The following is a 24,776-nucleotide window of genomic DNA, read 5'->3' on the forward strand; positions in this document are numbered from 1 at the left end:
TCAACCAATCAGCAACAACGGGTGCATATTGGAAAACACGCAGGTACCATGGTGTTGCGCGCATCACCCTCCGCGGTAACCTGCGGGAACCGGTCCGCGCCCACACGAATGGCTACCCGAGGGGGAGAGATGTCCGGAGAGCACCCGGCAGCACGCAATGGCGGCGATCTGGTGGTGGAGACGCTGCAGGCTCTCGGAGCCAGCACCGTGTTCGGCATCCCCGGACAGCACGCGCTGGGCCTTTTCGACGCCATGGGCCGCGGTCACCTGCACTTCGTCTCCAGCCGCATCGAGAACAACTCCGCCTTCGCCGCGGACGGTTACTCGCGCGCCACCGGACAGCCGGGCGTCCTCTTCCTCTCCACGGGGCCCGGCGCGCTGACCTCGCTGGCCGGACTCCAGGAGGCCTACGCCACGGGCGTTCCGATGGTCGTGGTCGCCAGCCAGATCCCCACCGCCGGCCTCGGCGCACGACGCCGCGGCATGCTTCATCAGCTCGATGACCAGGCCCTGGCCGCCTCCCAGGTGACAAAGTCCCAGCGGACCATCCAGCACGCCTCCGCCATCCCCTCCGCACTCCGGGAAGCCTGGGCCGAGGCCATCACCGCACCTCAGGGGCCGGTGTGGGTCGAGGTGCCGCAGGACATCCTGCTGGAGCCCGTCACCATTCCCCCGGTGCGGGACGTCACCGCAGAGGCGGAGTCCGTCCGCGCCCGCGCCGAACTCGTCGAGGAAGCCGCGCGGCTCCTCGCCACGGCCCGGCGGCCCCTCGTGATCGCCGGTGGCGGCGTCCGGCGCGGCCAGGCCAAAGCCGCTCTCCTGGAGCTGGCCGAAGCCCTGGACGCGCCCGTCATCTGCTCCCCCGGAGGCAAGGGCGCCTTCCCGTGGGAACACCCGTTGTCCCTGCAGTCCTGGATCGAGGACGTGCACATGAGCGAGCTGATCGAGGACGCCGACGTGCTTCTGGCCGTCGGAACCTCGCTCGGCGAAGTGACGTCGAACTACTTCACCCTGGCGCCGCGCGGGCGTCTGATCCAGATCGACGCCGAAGCCCGCGTCCTGGAATCCAACCATCCCGCGCTCGGCATCCACGCCGATGCCGGCGAGGCCCTCCCGGCGCTGCGGGCCGCCGTCGTCGAGCTGCTGGAGCACGCGCCGGAGCACGACGACGCCGCCCGGGACTGGCACGGCCGCTCACCACGCGAGGTGGTCGCCACCGCCCTCGCCACCGTCCGCGACCGCCTCGCCGGGCAGGGCCTGGAGCACGAGCTGGCCTTCATGGCGGCCATCCGCGCAGCCGTCCCCGACGGCATGCAGACCTTCTGGGACATGACGATCTCCGCCTACTGGGGCTGGAGCTGCTGGGATGCCCGCTCCGGTCAGTTCCACTCGGCCCAGGGCGCCGGCGGCATCGGCTGGGCATACGGAGCGGCGATCGGGGGTTCCGTGGGGCTCGGCGAACGCGTTCTCGCCGTGTCCGGAGACGGGTCCTCGATGTACTCCATCTCCGAGCTCGCCACGGCCCGTCAGCACGACGCGCCCGTGACGTGGCTGATCGTGGACGACGGCGGCTACGGCATCCTGCGTGAGTACATGGAGAGCGCCTTCGGCCAAGCCACCGCCACCGAGCTGTCGCGCCCCGACTTCGTCGCTCTCGCCGGATCCTTCGGGGTTCCGGCCCGCCGTGTGGCCGCCGAGGACGTCGAGCAGGCGCTGCGTGACGCCCTCGCCGCGGAAGGACCCAACGTCGTCGTCGTGGACACCAAACTGCGGATGTTCGCCCCCACCCACCTGGACCGTCCGGTCACGCTCTGACCGCGATCACCTACTGGACCTACAGGACCCGTTAACGCCGTCGGCCCCGGAGTGGGCGCGGTCTGTCTGTGACCACAGCACGCCATTTCCGGGGCTGACAACGGGGTTGGGTAGTAAAAGGGCCTCCGTCGATCGGCGTCACCATCCCCTCTCACATCAGCTGCGGCCCGGCGTCTCCGGCCCCGCACTTCCCACTCTGACGCAGGAACATGGGACGTGGCTTGCCGCTGCCTGGGGCGTCACTGGGAATCGGCGGGCTCAGAAGCTCGAGGAGCTCCCCGAGCCCGAGAAGCTCCCACCGCTCGAGCCGTAGCCGGTGCTGCTGCTACTGGACGAGGAGCTCGCGGCACTGCGGGCGGAGTCGACCGCGTGCTGACCGGCGTCGATCCCACTGCCGAAATTCACCACGGAGATGATCGGAACCCGGGGGAAGGCGATGTCCACGATGCTGCCGTTGTAGTGCCGGGTGTCCGGACGGGAGGTGGAGGCCGCGTCGATCTTCTCCCGCATGAGCTGGGCCTCCCGTTCCGAGCGGGTGTTGGCCGCGATGACCGCTTCGGCATGCTGCTGGAGCAGGGTGGCCATCTGTTCACGTTCGGTCTTGAGCGCGTCCAGGGCGGCATCCGGCGTGACGCTGCGGTCATCCAGGCCGGCCTCCAGCCCGGACAGCCGCTCCAGCGCGCCCGCGGCGTGGGCCCGCAAGGCCGCCGCGGATTCCAGGCCTGCTCCGGTCTGATTGCCGCTGAGCATGCGGTCCACCTCGGAGAGTTCTTCTGCGAGGCCGGCCGATTGATTCCGCCAGGCCTCACGCCAGCTGGAGTTGAGGTTGAGCAGAGCGTTGGAGTCGGCGATCGCGTCGTCGAGGCCGTCCAGAGTCTCCGCCACCTCCTGGAACCGCACGGCCTCGGAGACACTCGCCGACACGGATCGCTGCTTGGGAGTCAGCGCCGCGAGCTTGTCGCGGAGCATCGTGGTTTCCCGCAGTTGCTCCTCCAGGGTGTGCCAGCGTTCCAGGACCCGTGCGCCGTAAGCGGAGGTGTCAGGGATGGTGGAGGCGTTGAGCGCGGTCTCCTGAAGCTGGAGGGCGACCGAGGCGTAGGCGCGGTCGCCGGCGTCGAAGGCTTCAGTGAATTTGCGGCGATTGTTGGCCCGGATGCCCGCCCAGACGCCACCGCCCACCAGGGCTCCGCCGCCGAGGATGCCGCCGGTCCAGAGGGTGGCAGGGGCCAGATACCAGGGACGTGCGATGCGCGACGCCGCGGAGCGCACGCCCTCGATGGTGCCGTCCGTCCACTGGGCCTGCCGGAAGAGGGACTTCGTGTCCTCCTGGATCGCCTTCTGCTCCTCCAGGGAGATCTTGCGGTCCTCTCCGAAGTAGGTGCCCACATGACGTCCCGTGGTGTCCAGCGCGAACACGAAGAGACCATCGGCCCATTTCTGCCCGTCGGCGGTGATCCACTCCGGATGCCGGGACCGCGCGAAGCGCAGCACCTCTTCGTTGAGGTCGTCGGACTGGCGGCCGGCTCGCGTGAAGATCACGACCTTGGTGGGCTGGTGGAAGGAGATCTTCTCGATGGCCGGCCGGAGCTGCGGAAGATAGAGGGCACCGGCGGTGTCCTCGATCACCAGGTCCGACACCGTGTCAGCCCGCGCCGGGAGTGCCGTGGCCAGCACCGGAAGCACGGCGACGACGGCGACGAAGAGCAGCGCTGCCGCCGCCCGGCCGGCGCGGATCACTGAGTTCACTGCTCGATTCATGGACTCCCCCTGCGGACACGATGTGATGACAGCGCCAGCCTAACCGCTTCCCCTCTGCTGTCCACGGCCGCTGCGACCGGAGACACCTTCCGGGGCCGCTCAGAATTCGCTGACGTGGACTTTCTCCCCGGCCGCGCTGAAGATTCCCAGGAATTCCGTGGCGACCGGCCCGGCGGCGCCGAACCAGTGCGGGGTGGTCGTGTCGAACTCGGCGGCTTCGCCCGGCCCCAGGCGGTACTCCTGGCCTCCGAGGACCAGCCGCAGCTCGCCGGCCAGGACGTAGAGCCATTCGTGGCCCGGATGGACCTTCGGCCGGGGCTCCTCCGGCGCTGACTTGCCATGGAGCACGTGCTTGTAGGCACGCATCCCGCTGTCTCCGCGGCTGAGTGGGAGCAGCGTCTGCCCGTACCTGCTGATGGGCTTGATGTGCACCCGCGGATCACCGACCGCCGGGGCGCCCACCAGTTCGTCGAGCGGTACCCGGTACGCCCGGGCGAGCGGGTAGAGCAGCTCCAGGGTGGGCTTGCGGACGCCCGATTCGAGCCGGGACAGCGTGCTGATGGACGTGCCGGTCAGGCGGGACAGCTCCCCCAGCGTGAGATTCCGCGCCTCCCGGATGGCGCGCAGTCGCGGGCCCACGCCTGTCAGGAGCGAGGTCAGTTCGGAATCGTGGGTGCCCTGCGAGGAAGCCATGTGCCCAGTTTGCCACTTCGGCAAGTGGCATTGCCAGTTTAGATCGCGTAGATGAGAATCATTCACAAGAACTTCACGGAGGAATCATGAACATCGCACCCTACGACGTCGCGATCATCGGCGGCGGACCGGCCGGACTCGGAGCCGCCATCGCACTGGGCCGCTCGCGGCGCACGGTGCTCGTCATCGACGCCGGGCACCCTCGGAACGCGCCGGCCGACGGGGCACACAATGTGCTGGGTCTGGAAGGCATCACACCCGGCGAACTCCTGGCCCGGGGCCGTGCCGAGGCGTCCACCTACGGGGTCACCTTCCTGGGCGGCGCCGTCCGCACCGCCGCCCACGACGACGGCGGGTTCCGCCTCACGGTGCAGCTCCCTGACCGCGGGGCGGGCACCGGCGTCGACGGCTCCCCTGCGACGGGCGACTCTCAGCCCACGACGGTGCGCGCCCGCCGTCTCATCCTGGCCACGGGCCTGGTGGACGTGCTGCCCGACGTCCAGGGCGTGCAGGAGGGCTGGGGGCACTCCGTGCTGCATTGCCCGTATTGCCACGGCTGGGAGGTGCGGGACCAGAGGATCGGCATCCTGGCGGGCGACGCCCGGGCCGCGCACCAGGCACTGCTGTTCCACCAGCTGAGCGACCGGGTGACCATCCTCCCGGGCTGGACCTCGCAGTCCGAGGGCACCGCCGGAGTCGCGTGGGAGGCCGGTGACGACGACGCGCTGCTCAAGGCCCTCGGGGTTCCCGTGGCGTCCGCTCCGGTGACCGCCCTGAGTCTGGACGGGACCCAGGTCCGTGCCGCTCTCCTGGCGGACGGAAGCCGGCTGGAGCTGGACGCCGTGGTCGTGGCGCCGTCGTTCGTCGCCCGCACGGAACTCTACGAGCAATTGGGCGGCGACCCCGAGGAGCAGCCCATGGGCCGGGCGATCCCCGCAGACCCGATGGGCAGGACCCCCGTCCCCGGCGTCTGGGTGGCGGGCAATGCGCAGAACCCGATGGCCATGGTTTCGGCTTCCTCGGCGTCGGGCGTGCAGGCAGGGGCCGCCGTCAACGCCGACCTCGCCCTGGAGGACGCGGAGCGGCGGATACACACCCGTTAAACACCATCGACTGCTCCATACGATGCCGGAATCCCCTCGAAAACGAGGGAAGACGGCGCGGTACGGAGCAGTCGATGACTGCGTTTCAGACTCAGAGAGCCGAGTAGACCTCGCGGAGCAGCGCGGCGGTCTCGGACGGCGTCTTGCCGACCTTCACACCGGCAGCCTCGAGGGCCTCCTTCTTGGCCTGAGCGGTGCCCGCGGAGCCGGAGACGATGGCGCCGGCGTGGCCCATGGTCTTGCCCTCGGGAGCGGTGAAGCCTGCCACGTAGCCGACGACCGGCTTGGTGACGTTGGCCTTGATGAAGTCGGCGGCACGCTCTTCGGCGTCGCCACCGATCTCGCCGATCATCACGATCGCCTTGGTCTCCGGATCGGCCTCGAACGCGGCCAGGGCGTCGATGTGGGTGGTGCCGATGACCGGGTCGCCGCCGATGCCGATGGCAGTGGAGAAGCCGAGGTCACGGAGTTCGAACATCATCTGGTAGGTCAGGGTGCCGGACTTGGAGACCAGACCGATCGGGCCCTTGCCGGTGATGTTGGCCGGGGTGATGCCCACGAGGGACTCGCCCGGGGTGATGATGCCGGGGCAGTTCGGGCCGATGATGCGGGTGATCTGCTTGCCGTCGGCATCGACCTTGGACTGAGCCAGCGCCCAGAACTCGGCCGAGTCCTGCACCGGCACGCCTTCGGTGATGACCACGACCAGGCCGATCTCGGCCTCGATGGCCTCGACCACGGCGGCCTTGGTGAACGCCGGCGGCACGAAGACGATCGAGACATCCGCGCCGGTCTCGGCGATGGCCTCCTTGACGGTGCCATACACGGGGAGCTCGACGGCGGAACCGTCGGCCGCGTTGTGACGCACGGTGGTCCCGGCCTTACGGGCGTTCACACCGCCGACGACGTTGGTGCCGGCCTTGAGCATCAGGGCGGTGTGCTTGGTGCCTTCGCCGCCGGTGATGCCCTGGACGATGACCTTGGAGTCCTTGTTCAGGTAGATAGACATGTTTTTACCTCAGTTATCCGGGCTTAGCGGGCGTTGGCGAGCTCGGCGGCCTTGTCGGCGCCCTCGTCCATGGTGGCGGCCAGGGTGACCAGCGGGTGGTTGGCCTCGTTGAGGATGCGACGGCCTTCCTCCACGTTGTTGCCGTCCAGGCGGACCACGAGCGGCTTGTTGGCAGAGGAGCCGAGCTCGGCGAGTGCGCCGACGATGCCCTTGGCTACTGCGTCACAGGCGGTGATGCCGCCGAACACGTTCACGAACACGCTCTTGACCTGCTCGTCACCCAGGATGACGTCCAGGCCTGCGGCCATGACCTCAGCGGAGGCGCCGCCGCCGATGTCGAGGAAGTTGGCGGGCTTGACGCCACCGTGGTTCTCGCCGGCGTAGGCGACGACGTCCAAGGTGGACATGACCAGACCTGCGCCGTTGCCGATCACGCCGACTTCGCCGTCGAGCTTGACGTAGTTCAGGTCAGCGGCCTTGGCCTTGGCCTCGAGGGGATCCGCAGCGTCCTTGTCCTCCAGATCCTCGTGACCCGGGTGGCGGAAGCCGGCGTTCTCGTCCAGGGAGACCTTGCCGTCCAGTGCCACGATGTCGCCCGCGCCCGTGCGGACCAGCGGGTTGACCTCGACCAGCGTGGCGTCCTCACCCTTGAAGACGTCCCACAGCTTGATCAGGACGGCGGCGACCTTTTCGCGGATGTCCTCGGCGAAGCCTGCGGCGGCGACGATCTCGTCAGCCTTGGCCTGGTCGATGCCGACTGCCGGGTCGACGGGAACCTTGGCAAGAGCCTCGGGGCGCTCGACGGCGAGCTGCTCGATCTCCATGCCACCTTCGACGGAGCACATGGCGAGGTAGTTGCGGTTGGCACGGTCCAGCAGCACGGAGAAGTAGAACTCCTCGGCGATGTCCGCGCCCTGGGCGATCATGACCTTCTTGACCGTGTGGCCCTTGATGTCCATGCCCAGGATGTTGCCGGCGTATTCGAACGCCTCATCTGCGGTCTTGGCCACCTTCACACCGCCGGCCTTACCGCGGCCGCCGATCTTGACCTGTGCCTTGACGACGGTGACGCCGCCGATCTTCTCAGCTGCGGCCTTGGCTTCTTCAGGGGTGGTCGCGACGATGCCAGCGAGCACGGGAACGCCGTGCGCCTCAAACATGTCGCGAGCCTGGTATTCAAACAGGTCCACGGTTCGGTGTCCTTCTACGTCGAGGTAGGTGTGCAGGCGCCTCCCCGTGACGGGATATTGCGACCGTTCCGCAGGAGGTGCTCCACTGGGAACTTTAGCCCTGTGCGGGGCTGCGCCGCTCCCAGACTACCGGTTTCGTGACCAAGGCCACATTTCTATGATTTGTAGAACTCGCCTTGGTTTTGTTATGCGCGCGGCAGGGCGGCAAAAACGCCCTGCCGCGGCCTCCTCCTGAGCCTCAGCCGTCCACCTTGGTGACCGGCGCATAACGCAGCAGCAGGCGCTTCTCCCCCACCGGGAAACGCACCTTGGCCACGCTCTTGTCACCCACGCCTTCCACGCTGAGCACCACGCCCTCGCCGAAGGCGTTGTGGTTCACCTTGTCGCCCGGCGAAACGCTGATGACCTCTTTCTGCGGCTGCACCCGGCCCCGCACCACGGAAGCCGGCACGTCCGCATCGAAGCCCGCAGTGCTGCTGGCCGCCGCGCCGCGGGAGTTGCGGGAGGACCCCGCGCCCCAGTACGACCCGCCGTAGCGGCTGCTGCCGATCCCGTCGTTGGCCCATCCGGGGTTCACGGGCCGCACGGTGCCCTCACGTTCCCACTGGATGAGTTCGCCCGGGATCTCGTCCAGGAACTGACTCGCGGGGTTGTACTGGCTCTGGCCCCAGAGACTCCGCACCTCGGAGCGCGTCACATAGAGGCGCTGCCGGGCACGGGTCAGGCCCACATAGGCCAGGCGGCGCTCCTCGGCCAGCTCCTTGGGGTCGGTCGCGGAGCGGGCATGCGGGAAGATACCGTGCTCCATACCGGTCAGGAACACCACCGGGAACTCCAGACCCTTGGCGGTGTGGAGGGTCATGAGCGTCACGACGCCCAGGCGTCGGGCCTCCGCCACGGCCTCGTCCACGTCCCCCGGGGTGTCCGGAATCTGATCGGCGTCCGCCACCAGTGAGACCTGCTCCAGGAAGTCCCCGAGGGTGCCTTCCGGATTCTCGTTCTGGAACTCGCGGATCACGGCCACCAGTTCCGCCAGGTTCTCCACGCGGGACTCGTCCTGCGGGTCATTGCTCAGCCGCAGCGCGGCCAGGTATCCGGTCTGCTCCAGCACGGCCTCCAGCGCGGCTACGGCTCCGGAGCCCGAGGCCACCTCGGCGAGATCGTCCATGAGCTTCACGAAACCCAGGACGGCGTTGACGGAGCGGGTCGCCATGGCCGGAGCCTCCTCCGCCCGACGCGCCGCAGCCATGAAGGAGATGCGCTCCCGCTCGGCGAGAGATGCGACGGCGGCCTCCGCCCGGTCCCCGATCCCGCGCTTCGGCTCGTTGAGCACCCGGCGGAGGTTGACGTCGTCCTCAGGGTTCACCAGCACGCGCAGATAAGCGAGCGCATCCTTGATCTCCTTACGTTCGTAGAACCGCGTGCCACCGACCACCTTGTACGGCAGACCCATGCGGACCAGGACGTCTTCCAGCGAACGGGACTGGGCATTCGTGCGGTAGAAGACCGCCACATCCCCCGGGCGGAGCCCCTCGGCATCCTGAAGCCGGTCGATCTCACGTGCGATGAACGCGGCTTCCTCGTGTTCGTTCTCCCCCACGTAGCCGATGATCTTGGGGCCGTCGCCGGAAGCCGTCCAGAGACGCTTCTCCTGGCGGTCCGGATTCCGTGAGATCACGGCATTCGCGGCGGACAGGATGTTCTGGGTGGAGCGGTAGTTCTGCTCGAGTTTGATGACCTCCGCGTCCGGATAGTCCTTTTCGAACTCCACGATGTTGCGGATGTCCGCACCCCTGAAGGCGTAGATCGACTGATCCGAGTCGCCGACCACGGTCAGCTCGCTGGGCGGCACCGGACCGCCGTCGTGCGTGCCGACGATCTCCTTCACCAAGGCATACTGCGCATGGTTGGTGTCCTGGTACTCGTCCACCAGAACGTGCCGGAAACGCCGACGGTACGACTCGGCCAGGGCCGGGAAAGCCCGGAACATGTAGACGACTTGCGCGATCAGGTCGTCGAAGTCCATCGCGTTGGCCTGGCGCAGCCGCTGGGTGTACCCGAGATAGACGTCGGCGACAGCCCGGTCCATCGGGTTGTTCTCACTCGCCGTGGAAGAGAATTCCTCGGCGTCGATCAGCTCATTCTTGAGCGCTGAGATCTTGTGTGCGATCGCCTTGGGAGCGAATCGTTTCGGATCCAGATCAAGATTCTTGGCCACCAGGGTGATCAGGCGCAGAGAGTCCGCCGAGTCGTAAATGGAGAAGTTCGAGTTCAGGCCCACATTGGCGGCCTCCCGTCGCAGAATGCGCACACACGACGAGTGGAAGGTGGAGATCCACATGCTCTTGGCACGGGGGCCGATCAGGTTCTCGATGCGCTCCCGCATCTCCGCGGCGGCCTTGTTGGTGAACGTGATGGCCAGGATCTCGCCGTGGTGCGCCCGCCCGGTGGCCAGAAGGTACGCGATCCGGTGGGTCAGGACACGCGTCTTGCCGGAACCTGCGCCGGCCACGATCAGTAGCGGTCGTCCCGAATGCACGACGGCGGCATGCTGCTGCGGGTTGAGGCCTTCGGTCAGTGACTCGGCCGAGGGGTTGTGCACGCCCCCTCGCTCCTGCGGGGCCCGGCCGCCCCCGGTGGCGCCGGTCACCGATTCCCCCGCGTCGCGCTCTCCGCGAGAGGCTGCTGGTGCGGGCGTGGTGGCATAGGGATCGAAGAGCATGTCCATGGTCCCTCCAGTTTAGGCGGGGCGTCTGACAGTCAGCGTCGAACCGGTCGAGAGGGGTCCTCGAGCGGTGGAGGCGGGCCTGAAACGGTTAAATTCCCGAATCGGGCGAAAAACCCCCGACGCAGGCGGAAACAATTTGTACCCTAAGTGGTCTGGATTTAGGATTGAACCCGACGTGTCAAGTCAAGCACTCTCGCACTTCTGATACGTCATATTATTGGGTCTGCCGTGAGGCACTCAGGGGGAAGCTGTGGGGGCTTAAAACATGAATAGGTGTCTCGTTCGAGTAAGGCCGGTCTTTTCCGCACCGGGCCTCATGCGTTCGTCTGACTCGCGGAATTGACGGGCTCCGCCATGGCTGCTTCGGTGACCACCGCCAGCGATTTCCGCCCCATCAATTCCGCCACATGGCTGCGTTCCCATGCCATTCGGATGCGCATTCTGGACCTCCTCTGCATCGTGCTGGCCGTCAGCGGGGCTTACACCCTTCGTTTCGGTTCCAATGACGATGCCGCGCTCCGGGGTCAGATCACGGAATTCTCCTATGTGACAGTGTCCCTGCTGCTGATCATCGCGTGGTGGTCGGCTTTGGAATACACCGGGTCCCGTGACACCAAATTCATCGGCACCGGCATCGAGGAGTACCGCAGGGTCACGGCGACCTCTCTCTGGCTCTTCGGCGCAGTGGCGGTGTTCTCCTACGTCTTCCAGCTCCAGACCGCCCGCGGCTATGTCGCCGTCGCACTGCCGCTTGGTGTGCTGTTCCTGGTCACCTCCCGATGGGTCCAGCGCAAGGCTCTTCAGAAGACCCGCAAGGAGGGCCTCAACCTTCACCGAGTCCTTCTGATCGGCGCTTCGTCGAGCGTGGACCACCTGAACAGCAAACTCGAGCAGCACATCATTTCCGGGTACAAGCCGGTCGCCGCGGTGCTGACGGACTCCGGCGCCATTCGCGGCGAGCTGCCTGCTCTCCATGGCCTCCCGACGGTCGAATTGGTTCTCGACGCCATCGACCGTTCCGGAGCCGATACCGTGGCCATCTCAAGCGGCGCCGAGCTGGACCCGACTTTCCTGCGCCACCTGGGATGGGCTCTGTCGGCTCGCGAAGTGGGCATGATCATGGCTCCCGCCCTGACGGACGTGTCCGGCCCCCGGATCCACATGCAGCCCGTGGCCGGCCTGCCCCTCATCCACGTGACCACGCCGAAGCTTGAAGGAGTGAAGGCGTTCGCCAAGCGGATCTTCGACATCGCAGTGGCGTCCTGCATCCTTCTCGTCCTCGCGATTCCGATGGCCATCGTGGCCCTCCTGGTGCGGCTGGACAGCCCAGGACCCGCGCTCTTCTTCCAGGAACGCGTGGGTAAGCGGGGAAAGCCCTTCAAGATGATCAAATTCCGTTCGATGCGCACGGACGCCGAAGCGCAGCTGATCAATCTTCAAGATCAGAGCGAAGGCAACGGCGTCCTCTTCAAGATGAAGAAGGACCCGCGAGTCACTCGTATGGGTTCCTGGATCCGCCGGTTCTCGATCGACGAACTGCCTCAGCTGTTCAACGTGCTCAATGGCACCATGAGTCTGGTCGGGCCTCGTCCACCGCTTCCCCGAGAGGTGGCGCTTTACGACAATTTTGCGCACCGCCGTCTCCTGGTCAAACCTGGGATCACGGGGCTGTGGCAGGTCAGCGGACGAAGCGATCTCTCCTGGGACGAATCGATCCGGCTCGACCTTTACTACGTGGAGAATTGGTCCCTGGCACAGGATCTGCTGATCCTCTTCCGGACCGCCAAAGCGGTGTTCGGCAAGGACGGCGCCTACTGAGCCGAGCCGAATCCCTTCGAGCCGAGCCGGGCCCACCCGGAACGGCATGAGCCTTGCGGCTGACCGGTTCCCCACCGGACCGCCCTGAGGGCTCCGGGCCAGAGCCCGTCAAAGCAGCACCCCTCCCGCACGACTCCCCCCTCCCCCCCCATCACGGTCGCCGCACCCCAGTACTCTCCCCCGGACCGGGTGCAGTCTCCGTCTTTGGCCATCCCTGAAAGGGATCGCATGAAGACCCAGCTCTCCTCCCCGTCCGCGCCCCGACGACGGTCCTCGCCAGATCCTGCCCGGCTGAACAACTCCTTCGTTCCGGAGAATCGCGGATGGCTTCTCGGTTTTCTCGCCATCGGGGCCATTCTCACCGGCCTCGCGCAGAACATCCTCCTGACCTACTCCTCTTTCGGTGGATTCAACCTGATGGACGATACGTGCATCGTTCTGATGTTCCTGGTGGCTCTCCTGCGGATGCTCCGGCGTTTCAGCGCTCCAGGACTGGTCTGCCTCATCTGGATGGTGAGCTGCGCTGTCGCGCTCTGGAGAACGATCGACGAGGGCATTCTCCCTTCGGATTCCGCGTTCTTCCTCTTCCGACAGGTGTGCATGCCCGTCCTGGTCATCGTCTCCGGTCTCGCTATGACCCGCAGGGAATGGCGGTGGATCATCGCCGTGGCAGTCACCGTGATCGGACTCAACGCGGCCTACATCGGTTTGGAGGCCGCGGGAATCCGCATCATCAATCCGACACCGTTCGCCTTGCTGAGCAAGACGGCCATCTACCCGAACGGTCTGCCCGGGTACTACATGTCCTACAACCTGAGCGGCGATCTGGTCGCCAGGGCGGGCGGTCTCTTCCTGAATCCGCCGACGACGGGCATTGCCACCGGCACTGCGGCCGTCATCGTGAACTACGTCTACCGCTCCCGGTGGAGACTGCTCCTGGTCATCGCTTTCGGACTCGCTACGGTGGCGACCATCAGCCGCGCAGGCATCCTTCTCATGCTCATCGGACTGGTGGGCCCGTTCCTCTCCCGCAAGCTCCACCCCTTGGTGGCCCTGCCCGCCATGAGTGTCCCCGTCATCATGGCTGGCAGCAACATCGCGGACCTCGGCAATTCCGACTCACATGTGGATGGGCTGACGATCGGACTGGAGCATGCAATCGACTCCGTCATCGGGCGGGGCTTCGGGTATGTCGGCAACTTCGCCGGCAAACTGGGCACGCTGCAAGAGGCCTCCGAGAGCCTCTCGGGCATCGCTTTCTCCGCCGTGGGCCTCGTGGCAGTGGTGATCTATGCTTTGGCCCTGGGCCGGCTGGTGGTGAACATCCTCCGCGAGCCCGCCCGCTGGGAGCAGTATCTGGCGTTCGGTGCGCTGATCATCGCGATGCTCGCCGAGACCGCCGGTTCGATGAATGCCACCGTTCCCCTCTGGCTGGTCGTCGGAGCCGCTTTGATCCCCAGAGCCCGGCCCGTGAAAGCCATGCCGGACGCCTTCAGCCGCACCTGACGCAATCCGTCCGGGGTTTACGCGAGTCGGTGCTGGATCGAAGCCTGGCGATCTCAGGAGACGGCCAGGGCCGGCTCCTTCCGGAGACCTTCCTGATCCTGGCCCGCGGTTTCCGGCTCCCCGGGCTCCGTTTCGGCCTCAGCTCCCGCGGCCTTCCCGTGTGCCGACAGCGAGGCCAGAATCAGCGCCATCGGGATGTAGATCTGCGGGGCCGCGAGCACATTGTCGAAGAAGGCGTAGAAAAGCATGGCGAGGCCCAGAGAGACCACCAGGACCTTGTCCCGGCGCTCCGTGAGCCGACGCGCGACCGACACGAACACCAGCACGATCCCCAGACCGATCAGGATGGCACCCACGATCCCGAAGTCCACCAGGAGCTGCAAGTAGGTGTTGTGGGGGGCGATGAAGTACTGGCGCACCAGTTCAACGCTTGATTCCTGCGAAAGCAGAGCGTTTGCTCCCGGGCCATGCCCCAGCCAGGGCTGCTCCAAGAAGCGTGACCAGAAATAGTCCCACGCGAGATTCCGGCCGGACAGACCGCCGCCGTGGTACTGATCCTGGTCCGTAGTACGTTCGATCAGCACCGGGGCGATCTGCCCGGCGCCCACGGTGAGCGCTCCGAGCACCGCGATGCGTATGACGCCCGCCATCCTGCTCCGCAATCGGCGGCTGAACATGACCAAGCAAAGGATCACAAAGAACATCACGACAATGGGCCCACGGGTAGCACTTGCGGCGGCCACGACAAGCCCGAAGACCAACGTGATGAGCGCACCCTTGGCGCGATTCAGCCACAGCCAGAACGAAGCGATGGCACCGAATGCGCCAGCTGCCCCGAGGTATGCGGGTGGGAGCGTTCCACCCAGTCGAGACATGTCGAATGTTCCCGACGTGAAGAGCGGGACGACGCCCGCCGCATCGAGCGCGATACTGCACATCAAGGTGGCGATGGGAACGACAGCTATCGTCCGCATGATCGTGACCACTGTCACTCGTCGCCAGTCCACGAAGAAGATCAACCACGGGATCAAGTAGCCCGCTGTAGATGTCAGGAAGCTCGTGACCGACTGAGGGGGCCGGAGATTGACCAGCAGCGACACGCCGAGGAGGACGAAGTAAGCACTGATGACGAACAAGACCGCAGCCGGTGGGCGCCGGAGTCCGGCAAGAAGAGCACAAAGGATCGTCACCGCGATGAGTGATACCTTCTGCACGGTGTTCCCTTGATCCCCGCCCAGGACGATCGCCAAGGCCTGCTCACCGATCAAAAGTGGAATCACATAGAAGAGCACCGCTGACTGAGGATGGCTCCACAGCGCAATCACCGAAATCAGGACTGCCAGAGCCCCTATGGCGATCGTGTGATCCGCCACGGCCAGATAGGTCAGCCCCACCAGCAATGGCAAGACGACACCCCAGGACCACAAAGGGGTCGCCCGCCAGTCCCGATGGGTCATCAACTTCTGAATGCTTCCCACTACGAAATCACGGTCCCTGGTCAGCGGCTCTTGAGCCGGGCCTTCAGCGTGAGCATGACGAATTTGGCGTTACCCACAAAGTACCGTTTGAAGAGTCGACGAGGCTCCTGGATGAAACGATAGAACCACTCCATCCCGAAACGCTGAACCCACTGCGGGGCACGCTTCAACTGACCGGAGACGACGTTGAAGGAACCTCCGACGCCGAAAGCCAGGCCCATGCCCAGGCGGTCCTTATGGCGTAGGACGAAATGCTCCTTCTTCGGACTGGGGAGAGCCAAGAACAGGATGTCCGGCTTGGCGTCCGCGATAGCCTGCACCACTCCGTCCTCCTCGTCCGCCGTCCAGAATCCGTTGCGGTACCCGACCACGTCCACGCCCTGCGCGGCGAAGATCTCGGCCACGGCTGCTACGACGTCTTCTTCCGCACCCAGCAGGTACACCTTGTCACCACGGTTCGGCGCGTGGCGGATCAGTTCAAGGAACAGATCGATGCCGGAGACACGCTCGGGCGCAGGCGCACCAAGGAGACGGCTCGCCCAGACGATCGACTGACCATCCGCATTACTGATGGCGCTGGTCTCCACGTATTCGCGAAGCTTGTGGTCGTCCAAAGCATCGAGCACGATCGATGCGTTCAGATCGGCACGCCAGTGCCCGCGCTCGTCAATGAGCTCATGGCAGCGCTCCACCGACTCATCCATGGTGAGGAGATCGAGGGGAAGGTCAAAGACGCGCTTGCGTCGCTTGAAAAGACCTGCCTTGGACGTCATTGGTTCCCCTTACCCTCATTGATCCATTCGACGAGCCGGGCCAGCGCGTCCTCTTGTTCCTGTTCGCGACGCACCTTCAGATCCTTCATCCTGCCCTCGAACGTCTCCTGCTCCTCCGCTGCCCGAAGGACTGCGGCCGCAAAACGTTCCGATTTCGGCGGCACCGTGAGAGCAGCATCGGCAAAGAAGTCACGCAGGACGGCTGTATCCGACGTGACAAGCGCCTTGCCGGCGCACATGGCTTCGTAGCCCGCGCGCTGCATGGTGTCCTCTTCAGTGGTGGGCGCCAACAGAATATTGGCGTGGGCCAGCAGCCGAAGGTATTCCTCGCGGGACACGAACCCGGGGAAAACGGTATTGCTCTGATCGCATTGTTCGACGAAAGACGCCGGGGGTCTTCCGGTGAAGACCCATCGGACGCCGGGCGTTCGATGGGTCGCAGCGGCCAGCTCGTCGAGCGGCTCATCATAGGAATACGTGATCGGCACCAGCACATAGGGGCATTCCAGGAGTGACTCCAGTGCCGGGTCCTCAAATGGACCAAGCGCCTCGGCAGGCTCGTAGCTTTCAATCAGGTCATGAAGAACCACTGCTTCAGAACCGAGACTCCGTACCTTCGCAGCCAGAGCGTCGTTGGTCACGATTGATATGTTCGGAGCCTTCAGCACTTTCAGGACAAGCTTGGTGGACCATTTCCACTTCGGATCGTAAAACGTCCCCGTGTGGAGATCCCCGCAGATCCGGACATTGCGGCCCACCGCAGCACGGACGGCAAGAAGAGCGACGACAGGAGGCTGCATCACGATGACTTCGGTTGGCTTCTTCCGACGAAGGTACTTCCACGTCGCAGCCCAGAGACGAAGGTAGCGCAAAGGAACCGGACCATTTCCGCCGCCCTGTGCCCATTCCTCGATTCCCAGACGGCGGGCAATGCCCTCGCTGCGTCCATGAAAATCGATCCAGCTGACAAAGACGGGATTCTTCTCGTCCACGAGGGGCCGAACGGCCGAGACCTCAGCCGGCATGGCAGCGCCCTTCCCAGGCGGCAGCCCCCGGCACGAATCTCTTTTGGCAGATTGAGAGCAAACCCTCACTGCCGATCTGCAGCAGCCGACGCCGGGACCGATGAATCGGTTCCATCAATTCTTCCCCCCAAAAAATGACAGGGCTTCGATGGAATGCCCGGTCAACATGAATACGGCCCGGTGCCTAAACGTGAGCCTGAACAAATTCTATCCCATGAGGGCTGCGGGAATTCGACCGTGACAGCAGCACGACTTCGGGCAAATCGGGCTTCGTCGTGCGGAAAATCGGGATCAGCCGGAGACATTCCCCGTCAAGCGAGCTAATCCGTGGTCCGCCAGATCCTGAAGGAAGGCCACGGTCTGAGCACGTACGTCCTCTTCCTCGAGACCGAACTGCTCAGCAACCCGGCCCACCACAGTTCCCTCTGCCTGAGGAGCCTCCTCGCTGCCGAGCGCAAGCCAGATGACGGCAGCGGGCCCCTCCAAGGCACGAGGGATCAGCAACCCGCTCAGATCACGGAGATCAAGGAGATGGATATCCTCTCCCAGGCTCTCAAAGGCAACGTCCGGGGACCGATACCACGCAGACACCACTATTGCCTCCAGTTCCGGAACAGGCTGACCACCGCAGACGGAAGCGTCCTGACTCCATGGACCAGGCGCTTGGTGCGAACTCCCATCAGCCGCAACACACCGGATTCTTCCATTCCGGGATCCTTCCGTAATTCCGCACTGCTCGGATAGACGGCTTTCACGAAGACCGTCATCTTGGACCAGCCTGATGCCGTGCGGATCGCGTAAAGCCAGCTTCCGGTCGTCGCCTCAGCGTGCGTCGTCCGGTTGATCTCCCATCGAGCCATGTCCCGGTCCGAGACATCATCGAAGGACCCTTCAAGACCCAGCGAGCGCAACTCGGGTTCGAGAATCCGCCGGAACCTGCCGGCCCTGGCGAGATATTCGAGCTCGGCCCTTTGCCCCGGGCCATCGCTCTCCACGAGTGCTTCCATCAAGGCGCGGTGGTAAGAGTTGTCGTTCGAGTCCGGAGAGTTCCGCTTCAGGTGAAGCAACGCCACCACCCCGTTGGCCACCCGACTGGGTGTCTGAACGTCCATATTGGCCATGCGGACCCGCGTGCGCCCCGCCCAAAGCGATTCGAAGACGTCCTCAGGAGAACCGAAAAAACCTGGGAAGTAGGAGTGGACATCGATGTCGCACGGCCATTCCGGGTGAATCAAAGTCCGTGAGTGGGGATCCAGAATGCTGGGCGAGAACCGGACTTCGCGGTCCTTCCAGCCTTTGGCTTCCAGAACAGCACAGAGTTCGGCGATCCGGCCCGGCTCCACCAGGATGTCAGCATCACTGGAGACTTTCCTGGGCCGCAATCCCAGTTCAGCCAATACCGGCCCCTTGATCGCAAGGGCACGGATATCGTGCTTCCGCGCCAGACGGTCCACCATGACGTAGGCCAGTGGTGTCGCGGAAGACATCGGGAGTGAGACCGAGGTCGTCCTGGCATATTCCGATTCCTGCTGCATTCGTTAGCGTCCCCTCCTCGAAATCCTCTGTCTGCCCCGCAAGAAGATCACGCCCGGCGCCAGCATCACCACGTAGGCGAAAGCTCCAGCCACCGCCGCGCCGCAGGCCCCCCAGGGCGACAGAAGAATCATCCCTCCGACGCTGAAGGCCACCGCAGTCAGCGTGGCATATGCCCGCATCCGAGCATGCCCGGTACGGACCAGTATCCCGTTGACCAGGAAGCCCAAGCCTTTGGCCCAGCCTCCTACTGCCAGGATCATGGAAGGAAGCACTGCACCCTGAAAAGCATGGCCGAATACGAACGGTATGAGGAACCAAAGAGTTCCCACACACACCAGAAGCCCCGCAGTCATGACCAGGGCACACCACTTGATGATCGTGGTGAATTCGTGGATTTTGCGCAAACCACTGCTGCCGGCCAGGGCGGCATCCCGGAAGGGCTTGGCGGCCACCGTGAAGAGCTCCGCGATCAGCATCGCAATGGCGTAATAACCCAACTGTTCCGCCCCGATCAGGGGCCTGAGAACGATCGGATCGAGATTGACCAGGAGCACACCCCCGAGGCCGCCCAGAACAGCCCAGGCCGCAGTCTTCAGAGGACGGTCTGTCACTCGCCGCATGACCCGTGTCGTGATCTCGGCCGTTTGGCGCGGTATGCGCGCAGTGGCCAGGGAAAGGTAAAGGAAACCGAACACCTGCGGCAGCACCAGGGAAAGGACCGCTGTCTGAAGGTTGAGGTGACCCGTGACGAAAAGTCCCGCGGTCATTGCCAGACGCGTCAGGGCCGTGATCCATTTCTCGACGGACGTCTCAAGGATCATGTTCCGGTTGAGCACCTCACCGCGCTGAACCAGCGCAAGGGCAAAGATCACCGCCCCCGCCGCCAGCGGTAGCACCAGCTCATCATGCAGTAGCCCCGCATGCGCGAATGATCCTGCAGCGCCGAGTGCCATCAGGAGTGCCACCACGACAGCGGCCGCCCAGATACCCCACCGAAACTTCCTGCTCCAGTAATTGCTGTAGACCGCGAGGGAGTCCGAGGCCCCCAGACCGAGCAGGGAGGCGGATACGACGATCACCGACTGGCTGGTGGAGAAATCGCCCTGTCCCGCTGGGCCGAGAGAGCGCGTCAATAGCGGCGCCACGAGCAGCGAGCTCATCGGTATGAGGATCGACCCCACCGCATTGAGCGCGTGATGCCGTCGCGTGACTGTCTGCGCTACAGCAACCATGATGGCGGCGCGTTCACGAATGCAGGGGTGCTCATTTCCCGGACAGCCGCGGCTTCGAACGCCTGCTGAGCGAGTCCGGTGACGTGGTCGGGAGAAGGCTTGTCCTCCCAGGCGACCACGTACCGGTCAGCCCCGTACCACTCGAACTGACCGGTGAATTTGTCCACGTAGTCCAGGCCGACGCAGGGTATCCCCTGGCTGAGGGCGGCCACACCGGCATGCATGCGAGCGGTCACCACGACGCTGGCGGCCCCGAGCATGCCCTTGGCCTCCTGCGCGTTGCGGGGAACCGCCACTCTGCACGTCCGAGGATCCGCCCCCGCGACGAGTTCGTGGGAAAGCGCCACATCGCCGGGCTCCTCTCGGATGTCGTGCGCCAGGACCACGACTGCGAAACCCGCTCCCACCAGGGCAGAAACGTAGGAGGCGAAACGTCGCCGCACTTCTTCGTGACCGGTTCCGTTGAACGCGGCCAAGTGAGTGTTCGGCACGAGCACGGCCGTCGGCCTGCCCCGGCTGACGATCCAGTCGGACAATTCTTCGACTGCCGATGTCGAGGAGGGCTGCATGTACGCAGCCACATCAGGGAAGACACCGACCTCCCGCCGCAAGGCGGCCACGATCCGCTTCTGCGAGTTGCGATCACGGGCAGTGAGCCGCACGCGAGGATCAAGGTGCCGGAGCGCAGCCAGCGCATCCTGGCTGGCATGCTTGCGAAAACTGAAGTTGGCCAGCTCCGCAGAACGGCCTTGGGCCACGGCCACGTTGAGCAGACTGACCCGCTGAGCAATGGAACGAATACCGTACGCCCCGTCAATGGAGTCCGCCCCGAGAACCACCACTCGAGCGGCGCTGGTGAGCAGAGCGAACTTCCGTGCATCGACATGCATACCGCCCACCGCGATCACGCCGTCGAACGAGGCCACCCCGTCCACGCCCATCTCACTCCACGATTCGCCATCACCCGGGGTGAAGAGCTCCGGACGGCCGTGAGCGGCCAGAATACTGTCGCGGCTGCCCTGCATCATCCCCTCGTCGCCGAAGGAGCCATAACTGGCTGGAGAAAGCACAGCGGTGACCCCGGATTCGATATCGATCCGCTTGCCTCTGCTCAGAAGCTGACGCTGCGTGGAGACCACCACGGGCACCGTACGGCCGGCCACCAGTCGATTCAGATTACCCATGCACACTCCCCTGCGCGGTCCGGGAGGACCCGCTCCATCCCACCATCACGGTGGCTTCTATCGTGGCCTCAAACATGCCTGCCCCATTTGCTGAACGGGAAGAGGAACCAGTCCACGCGGCCGATGATCTCCTCCCGGGACGCCGTCCTGGCGCACCCGCTCGTGGCCGCGGCGTTGCGGCAGGAGATCACGGAATCGGCGGAGTTCGAGCGGTGGTCGCCGAGCAGCAGATATTCATCGGGACCGAGCGTGACCTTGTGGAAGCAGCGTGCCGTCCACTGGGTTCCCGTGCACTTCGACGTCCCGGCAGTCCAGGGAAGATCCTGGTAGACGTACGGTTCATCGATCGCCGCGCCATTCACCATCACGCGGCCCTGCGCGTCGCAGCAGGCGACCGAGTCGCCGGGCACGCCGATCACGCGCTTGACCATGTAGTCCGTGTTGCCGGGGCCGATGCCCGTGAGGTCCCCGAACCACCCGATCGCGGTCCGGACGGCTCCATGCTCGCTCTGCGGCCCCCAGGAAGCAGGCTTCCGGAAAACCACGACGTCACCCCGCTGCGGCGCCGACCCCGCATAGGCGACACGGTTGACGAGCAGCCGGTCTCCCACATTCAGAGTGTTCTCCATGGAACCGGAGGGGACCTGGTACACCTTGACGAAGAATCCCTGAACGAGCGCCACCACGACCACGGCGATCAGCAGTTGGAACCAGAGAGACTTCAGCAGCGGACGACGACGGCGCGCGGCCGCTGGAGCCGGCGCGCCCCGCTCCCCGCTGTCCGGCGCAGTGTTCTGCGGCTCAGGCTGAGAGCCGCCCGGCATTCCGGTGCTCATGCCGCGCTGTCAGGAAATCGCTGCAGCAGGCCGGCGTCGGCCAGGGCACGCAGAACCATGCTGACCGCTTCCTCCAGGCTGCGCTCCGGCGGCACACCGAACTGCGCCTCGACGTCGCGCGCGAGGCCGTCGAAGTCCCGACCCGCGCAGAGCGAGCGCCAGATGACGGGGCCCACGCCGTCGAGGATGTGCACCACACGGCTGCTGTCGATGATGGCCGTCTGTCCCGCGGACTCCACCGCGTCCAGCACGCGAGCGGGCACATACCGTTCCCCGTTCGGGGCACTGTGAGCTCCGGCAGGATCCGGTTCCGGAAGGACGGCTTCCCAGCGATCAGGCTCCGCGGCGGCCAGAAGCCGGGGAACCAGGTCCGGAACGTCCGCGGCTTCGCTGTAAGTGACCTGCCGGATGGCACCACAGCGGTCCACCAGCCGCGCCATCGTCTGAAGAGGCTGATCCAGGTCAGCGAGGTAGCTGACCTCAGGAACGATCGCGGCGAGGGCCTCGCACAGCTCCAAGCGGCTGATCTCCGGGCCCTCCGGCAGCTCGGGCAACCGGGAGACCAGCACCAGACCGCCGAGGCGCAGCTCAGCGTCGGGCAGTTCCTTCAGCCCGAGAAGGGAAGGCGCCACCTGTTCCTTGTGGTCCTCTCCCTCACGGATGATGGAGAGCGGCTTCCGGTAGGAATGGACCGTGCCGTCGGGTTCGATCCCCACGGTTTCGTCCGTGACATACGAATAATGTTGCCCCACGGTCCTCGCAAGTGTGGTCTTCCCCCTGCCGGATGGGCCGATGAAGGCGAGCACTTTCCCGGTGTCATCGGCGATGCCGGCGGCATGAAGCATGAGCAACTGCCCGCGGCGTCCCTCGATGGCGGCAAGGGTCGCATGCGTGGACAGATCGGCGATCGAACGCTGCAGGCTTTCCTCGTCTGGAAACGGCCAGCTCAGCTCGAAGACGTCGAGATCCCTGGTCGCCGCATCCTGGTCCAGGGGCCTGGCGTCCATCCACGGGTCCTGCAGGGCCCGAAGGCGTGTCTCGTCCAGAGAATGACCGGCGAAGTCAAGGCGCACCCGGACCACCCCGCCCAAGGCATTCACCAGAATGTCGTTGGACTGCAATTTCCCCCCACAGCAATGAATTCTTCAACCGCAAAGTCACACCGCACGACGACGTCGCAGACTCTCCGAATACCCTAGTTCACTCTTCAGGATGCGCGAAACGCGCCAGCAGAATTGCTGACGCGTTTCACGAGACCCGTCCGCACCGAAAAATACGGAGTGGTGAGTTTCATCGGTGCCGTTCCGAAAGGCGGCGCCGGCAGAGGCATTGCGATCCGGAACGGGCTCACGGCGGAGCCCGAAAGGGTGATCAGCCGGCGTTGCAGAGGATCAGCGTCGAGTTGACCGATCCCGTGAGCTTGCCGCCCGTGGCGGTGTAACCACTGGGCAGCGTCAGCGCTGCGGACAGGCTGAAGGCGACGCTGATGGACAGTGTGGTGCGCAGGTTGAGAGTGCCGCCTGCCGGCAGATCTGCGGTCAGCGTGATCTGGCGGTCGGTGCCGCTCAGGACAGCAACGGAGGCAAGGCCACCGGTGACGCTGAAGACGCCGATGTTGGCCACGCCGGAACCGGTGATGTTGATGACGGTGCCGGCCGGGATCGGAGCGGTGGCGGACGCGGTCAGGGTGAAACCCGGGCCGATGACGCCGAGGATGCCACAGGTGCCGTTCAGCGCCAGGGCGCCGAGCTCGGAGGTGGAGGCGCTGGCGGCCGGAGCAGCGACCGCGGCGGCGATGACGGGCACCGACCAGGCGGCACCCTTGACGACGGCACGGCGAGTGGTGGAGTTGGAAAGCTTAAGATCTGCGCTCATGGTTCCTCAATGTTTCGATTCACGACTAAAAGTCTGTGGGCAACGGAACCCTGCGAATGCTGGTTCCCCCCGGATGATTCCGAGCCTAACCATGGCGGCGGATCGCCGGAGACCATTCCGGGAAAGTTGGCGCTTAACGACACAAGATCTGCGCGCAATGTTCTTTATGGCGACGCCTCGGCACCTTCCGCGACGCCCAGGGCGGAGCGAACCGGCGAAAATCGTCAGACGGAGACCTCCCCGCCTTTCCAGGAGGCTTCTCTCACTTATTAAACCGGATTTATTCCACGCCGGACCAGCGGCCTTCACGCAATTCACGCGGGCCGCAGCCGTACAGTTCATCGAGCGCGCGCCGAAGGGCGGTCGTGGTGCCGAATCCGGTTTGTTCGGCGATCTGCTGCACGCTCAGCACGTCGTAGCGGGAATCGGTCAACAGGTTCTTCGCCAATCGGCCTCGCTGTCTCCTGATCTCGGCCGCGATGGAATTGCCGACTTCAGCGAAGGCGGCCTGAACCCTGCGCAATGACGACTGCACGGCCTTCGCCACGGCCTCGGGCTTCAGATGCTTATCGGCACACCGCTGGGCGATCACCGCCATGGCTTCATCGCGCAGAGCCGACGAGGCCGAGCCCGGGGCCCACGACGACCCACAGTGCTCCAGCAGGACGCTGCCGGCGAGTTCCAGGAGGATCTGCTCCGAAGCGTAATCCTCGATCGAGGATCTCCGGTGCTCCACCGGATGTCCCATCATGGCGCGGATGAAACTGTGGGCCGCTCGGTCGAGCCTGGTCAGGGTAGGGAAGAACTGGACACCGGTCAGGGCGTGCGGCGCGAAAGTCTCGGCGGTGCCGCGGGCCAGCCGGATGCGATCGACGTCGCCGTAGCCCAGAAACGGGGATTCGACGTCCTGCCCACCAGGCACCACCAGCAAGGCACCGCCACATTCCTTCGCCAGACCGTCAGCCGGATTCACGACGAGCGCACGATTCAGGAAGTAGAGGTCCACCCAGCCGGTGGGAAATTCGAGCGCGGAAAGGTCTCCCTCCCGATGGCAGAGGGCGATTTCGCCCACCACGCACTCTTCCGGATTTTCCGGCTCCTGCAACCCGCCGTCCAGCGTCGGCAGCCCGGTCGCCTTCACCCGGCCCGCCAGAATATCCTGCCGCACCACTATTCCCCCCACCACACGAACCACGAGCCTTTCGCTGTCCACACCT

21 protein-coding genes are annotated in these 24,776 nt (G+C 65.2%); 4 read left to right on the forward strand and 17 right to left on the reverse strand.

The window, feature by feature from the left end; translation table 11 throughout:
- The first annotated feature begins 129 nt into the window (after positions 1-129).
- On the forward strand, positions 130-1,815 hold the full coding sequence (locus AB4Y75_RS09935; protein ID WP_441435700.1) for a thiamine pyrophosphate-binding protein: 1,686 nt from the start codon (positions 130-132) through the stop codon (positions 1,813-1,815).
- Between the two features lie 258 nt (positions 1,816-2,073).
- On the opposite strand, the gene AB4Y75_RS09940 is transcribed toward AB4Y75_RS09935, so the two are convergent.
- Together AB4Y75_RS09940 and AB4Y75_RS09945 are read right to left on the reverse strand one after the other, a co-directional pair.
- The gene (locus AB4Y75_RS09940; RefSeq protein WP_441435701.1) at positions 2,074-3,561 is read right to left on the reverse strand and encodes a DUF5129 domain-containing protein; all 1,488 of its coding nucleotides are present in this window, start codon (positions 3,559-3,561) and stop codon (positions 2,074-2,076) included.
- A 111-nt stretch (positions 3,562-3,672) separates the two neighbouring features.
- The gene (locus AB4Y75_RS09945; RefSeq protein WP_441435702.1) at positions 3,673-4,266 is read right to left on the reverse strand and encodes a helix-turn-helix domain-containing protein; all 594 of its coding nucleotides are present in this window, start codon (positions 4,264-4,266) and stop codon (positions 3,673-3,675) included.
- 86 nt (positions 4,267-4,352) lie between these two features.
- Between AB4Y75_RS09945 and AB4Y75_RS09950 the strand changes: the two genes are divergently transcribed.
- Positions 4,353-5,369, forward strand: coding sequence for an NAD(P)/FAD-dependent oxidoreductase (locus tag AB4Y75_RS09950; protein ID WP_441435703.1), 1,017 nt, complete (start codon positions 4,353-4,355; stop codon positions 5,367-5,369).
- Positions 5,370-5,460: 91 nt separating this feature from the next.
- On the opposite strand, the gene sucD is transcribed toward AB4Y75_RS09950, so the two are convergent.
- The 4 genes from sucD to AB4Y75_RS09970 all read right to left on the reverse strand — a co-directional run bounded on the left by sucD (position 5,461) and on the right by AB4Y75_RS09970 (position 10,736).
- Positions 5,461-6,378: a succinate--CoA ligase subunit alpha gene (sucD, locus tag AB4Y75_RS09955; RefSeq protein ID WP_208188095.1), complete on the reverse strand. Its 918-nt coding sequence runs from the start codon at positions 6,376-6,378 to the stop codon at positions 5,461-5,463.
- Between the two features lie 23 nt (positions 6,379-6,401).
- A complete protein-coding gene (sucC, locus tag AB4Y75_RS09960; RefSeq protein ID WP_441435704.1) occupies positions 6,402-7,568 on the reverse strand; it encodes an ADP-forming succinate--CoA ligase subunit beta in 1,167 nt (388 codons plus the stop codon).
- A gap of 238 nt (positions 7,569-7,806) precedes the next feature.
- Positions 7,807-10,296 carry a DNA helicase PcrA gene (gene pcrA / locus AB4Y75_RS09965; protein ID WP_441435705.1) on the reverse strand — a complete coding sequence of 830 codons (2,490 nt, stop codon included), beginning with the start codon at positions 10,294-10,296 and terminating at the stop codon, positions 7,807-7,809.
- Between the two features lie 314 nt (positions 10,297-10,610).
- Positions 10,611-10,736 carry a hypothetical protein gene (locus AB4Y75_RS09970; RefSeq protein WP_441435706.1) on the reverse strand — a complete coding sequence of 42 codons (126 nt, stop codon included), beginning with the start codon at positions 10,734-10,736 and terminating at the stop codon, positions 10,611-10,613.
- Here AB4Y75_RS09970 and AB4Y75_RS09975 point away from each other — a divergent pair.
- On the forward strand, positions 10,729-12,114 hold the full coding sequence (locus AB4Y75_RS09975; RefSeq protein ID WP_441435707.1) for a sugar transferase: 1,386 nt from the start codon (positions 10,729-10,731) through the stop codon (positions 12,112-12,114). The two genes, AB4Y75_RS09970 and AB4Y75_RS09975, sit on opposite strands and share 8 nt — an antisense overlap.
- Positions 12,115-12,342: 228 nt before the next feature.
- Entirely contained in the window at positions 12,343-13,620 is a 1,278-nt protein-coding gene (locus AB4Y75_RS09980) for a hypothetical protein (RefSeq protein WP_441435708.1), read from the forward strand.
- 53 nt (positions 13,621-13,673) lie between these two features.
- Here AB4Y75_RS09980 and AB4Y75_RS09985 read toward each other — a convergent pair whose 3' ends face one another.
- The 11 genes from AB4Y75_RS09985 to AB4Y75_RS10035 all read right to left on the reverse strand — a co-directional run bounded on the left by AB4Y75_RS09985 (position 13,674) and on the right by AB4Y75_RS10035 (position 24,772).
- Positions 13,674-15,098 carry an O-antigen ligase family protein gene (locus AB4Y75_RS09985; protein WP_441435709.1) on the reverse strand — a complete coding sequence of 475 codons (1,425 nt, stop codon included), beginning with the start codon at positions 15,096-15,098 and terminating at the stop codon, positions 13,674-13,676.
- 20 nt (positions 15,099-15,118) lie between these two features.
- Complete coding sequence (locus tag AB4Y75_RS09990) at positions 15,119-15,871, reverse strand: WecB/TagA/CpsF family glycosyltransferase (protein ID WP_441435710.1); 753 nt, start codon at positions 15,869-15,871, stop codon at positions 15,119-15,121.
- Complete coding sequence (locus AB4Y75_RS09995; protein WP_441435711.1) at positions 15,868-16,896, reverse strand: glycosyltransferase; 1,029 nt, start codon at positions 16,894-16,896, stop codon at positions 15,868-15,870. Before AB4Y75_RS09995 ends, AB4Y75_RS09990 begins: the two co-directional genes overlap by 4 nt.
- A 291-nt stretch (positions 16,897-17,187) precedes the next feature.
- Entirely contained in the window at positions 17,188-17,487 is a 300-nt protein-coding gene (locus AB4Y75_RS10000) for a PqqD family protein (RefSeq protein ID WP_441435712.1), read from the reverse strand.
- Positions 17,488-17,489: 2 nt separating this feature from the next.
- Positions 17,490-18,431 carry a nucleotidyltransferase family protein gene (locus AB4Y75_RS10005; protein ID WP_441435713.1) on the reverse strand — a complete coding sequence of 314 codons (942 nt, stop codon included), beginning with the start codon at positions 18,429-18,431 and terminating at the stop codon, positions 17,490-17,492.
- Positions 18,432-18,434: 3 nt separating this feature from the next.
- On the reverse strand, positions 18,435-19,664 hold the full coding sequence (locus AB4Y75_RS10010) for a lipopolysaccharide biosynthesis protein (RefSeq protein WP_441435714.1): 1,230 nt from the start codon (positions 19,662-19,664) through the stop codon (positions 18,435-18,437).
- Complete coding sequence (locus AB4Y75_RS10015; protein WP_441435715.1) at positions 19,652-20,848, reverse strand: polysaccharide pyruvyl transferase family protein; 1,197 nt, start codon at positions 20,846-20,848, stop codon at positions 19,652-19,654. The genes AB4Y75_RS10010 and AB4Y75_RS10015 overlap by 13 nt, the downstream gene beginning before the upstream one ends.
- A gap of 68 nt (positions 20,849-20,916) precedes the next feature.
- Positions 20,917-21,684, reverse strand: a complete 768-nt coding sequence (gene lepB, locus AB4Y75_RS10020; RefSeq protein WP_441435716.1) for a signal peptidase I — start codon at positions 21,682-21,684, stop codon at positions 20,917-20,919.
- On the reverse strand, positions 21,681-22,691 hold the full coding sequence (locus AB4Y75_RS10025) for a hypothetical protein (protein WP_441435717.1): 1,011 nt from the start codon (positions 22,689-22,691) through the stop codon (positions 21,681-21,683). Before AB4Y75_RS10025 ends, lepB begins: the two co-directional genes overlap by 4 nt.
- Before the next feature lie 364 nt (positions 22,692-23,055).
- Positions 23,056-23,559, reverse strand: coding sequence for a hypothetical protein (locus tag AB4Y75_RS10030; protein WP_441435718.1), 504 nt, complete (start codon positions 23,557-23,559; stop codon positions 23,056-23,058).
- Positions 23,560-23,839: 280 nt separating this feature from the next.
- Positions 23,840-24,772, reverse strand: coding sequence for a helix-turn-helix domain-containing protein (locus AB4Y75_RS10035; protein ID WP_441435719.1), 933 nt, complete (start codon positions 24,770-24,772; stop codon positions 23,840-23,842).
- Positions 24,773-24,776: the final 4 nt, after the last annotated feature.

This window comes from Arthrobacter sp. RAF14 (assembly GCF_052114185.1).
GTDB lineage: Bacteria > Actinomycetota > Actinomycetes > Actinomycetales > Micrococcaceae > Arthrobacter_E.

What these genes read in the sequence shown, in the direction of transcription:
- AB4Y75_RS09935 (WP_441435700.1), top strand. Translation starts at nt 130, where the DNA reads ATGTCCGGAGAGCACCCGGCAGCACGCAATGGCGGCGATCTGGTGGTG.
- AB4Y75_RS09945 (WP_441435702.1), bottom strand. Translation starts at nt 4,266, where the DNA reads ATGGCTTCCTCGCAGGGCACCCACGATTCCGAACTGACCTCGCTCCTG.
- AB4Y75_RS09950 (WP_441435703.1), top strand. Translation starts at nt 4,353, where the DNA reads ATGAACATCGCACCCTACGACGTCGCGATCATCGGCGGCGGACCGGCC.
- sucD (WP_208188095.1), bottom strand. Translation starts at nt 6,378, where the DNA reads ATGTCTATCTACCTGAACAAGGACTCCAAGGTCATCGTCCAGGGCATC.
- pcrA (WP_441435705.1), bottom strand. Translation starts at nt 10,296, where the DNA reads ATGGACATGCTCTTCGATCCCTATGCCACCACGCCCGCACCAGCAGCC.
- AB4Y75_RS09975 (WP_441435707.1), top strand. Translation starts at nt 10,729, where the DNA reads ATGCGCATTCTGGACCTCCTCTGCATCGTGCTGGCCGTCAGCGGGGCT.
- AB4Y75_RS09970 (WP_441435706.1), bottom strand. Translation starts at nt 10,736, where the DNA reads ATGCGCATCCGAATGGCATGGGAACGCAGCCATGTGGCGGAATTGATG.
- AB4Y75_RS09980 (WP_441435708.1), top strand. Translation starts at nt 12,343, where the DNA reads ATGAAGACCCAGCTCTCCTCCCCGTCCGCGCCCCGACGACGGTCCTCG.
- AB4Y75_RS09990 (WP_441435710.1), bottom strand. Translation starts at nt 15,871, where the DNA reads ATGACGTCCAAGGCAGGTCTTTTCAAGCGACGCAAGCGCGTCTTTGAC.
- AB4Y75_RS09995 (WP_441435711.1), bottom strand. Translation starts at nt 16,896, where the DNA reads ATGCCGGCTGAGGTCTCGGCCGTTCGGCCCCTCGTGGACGAGAAGAAT.
- AB4Y75_RS10005 (WP_441435713.1), bottom strand. Translation starts at nt 18,431, where the DNA reads ATGCAGCAGGAATCGGAATATGCCAGGACGACCTCGGTCTCACTCCCG.
- AB4Y75_RS10010 (WP_441435714.1), bottom strand. Translation starts at nt 19,664, where the DNA reads ATGGTTGCTGTAGCGCAGACAGTCACGCGACGGCATCACGCGCTCAAT.
- AB4Y75_RS10015 (WP_441435715.1), bottom strand. Translation starts at nt 20,848, where the DNA reads ATGGGTAATCTGAATCGACTGGTGGCCGGCCGTACGGTGCCCGTGGTG.
- lepB (WP_441435716.1), bottom strand. Translation starts at nt 21,684, where the DNA reads ATGAGCACCGGAATGCCGGGCGGCTCTCAGCCTGAGCCGCAGAACACT.
- AB4Y75_RS10025 (WP_441435717.1), bottom strand. Translation starts at nt 22,691, where the DNA reads ATGGACGCCAGGCCCCTGGACCAGGATGCGGCGACCAGGGATCTCGAC.
- AB4Y75_RS10030 (WP_441435718.1), bottom strand. Translation starts at nt 23,559, where the DNA reads ATGAGCGCAGATCTTAAGCTTTCCAACTCCACCACTCGCCGTGCCGTC.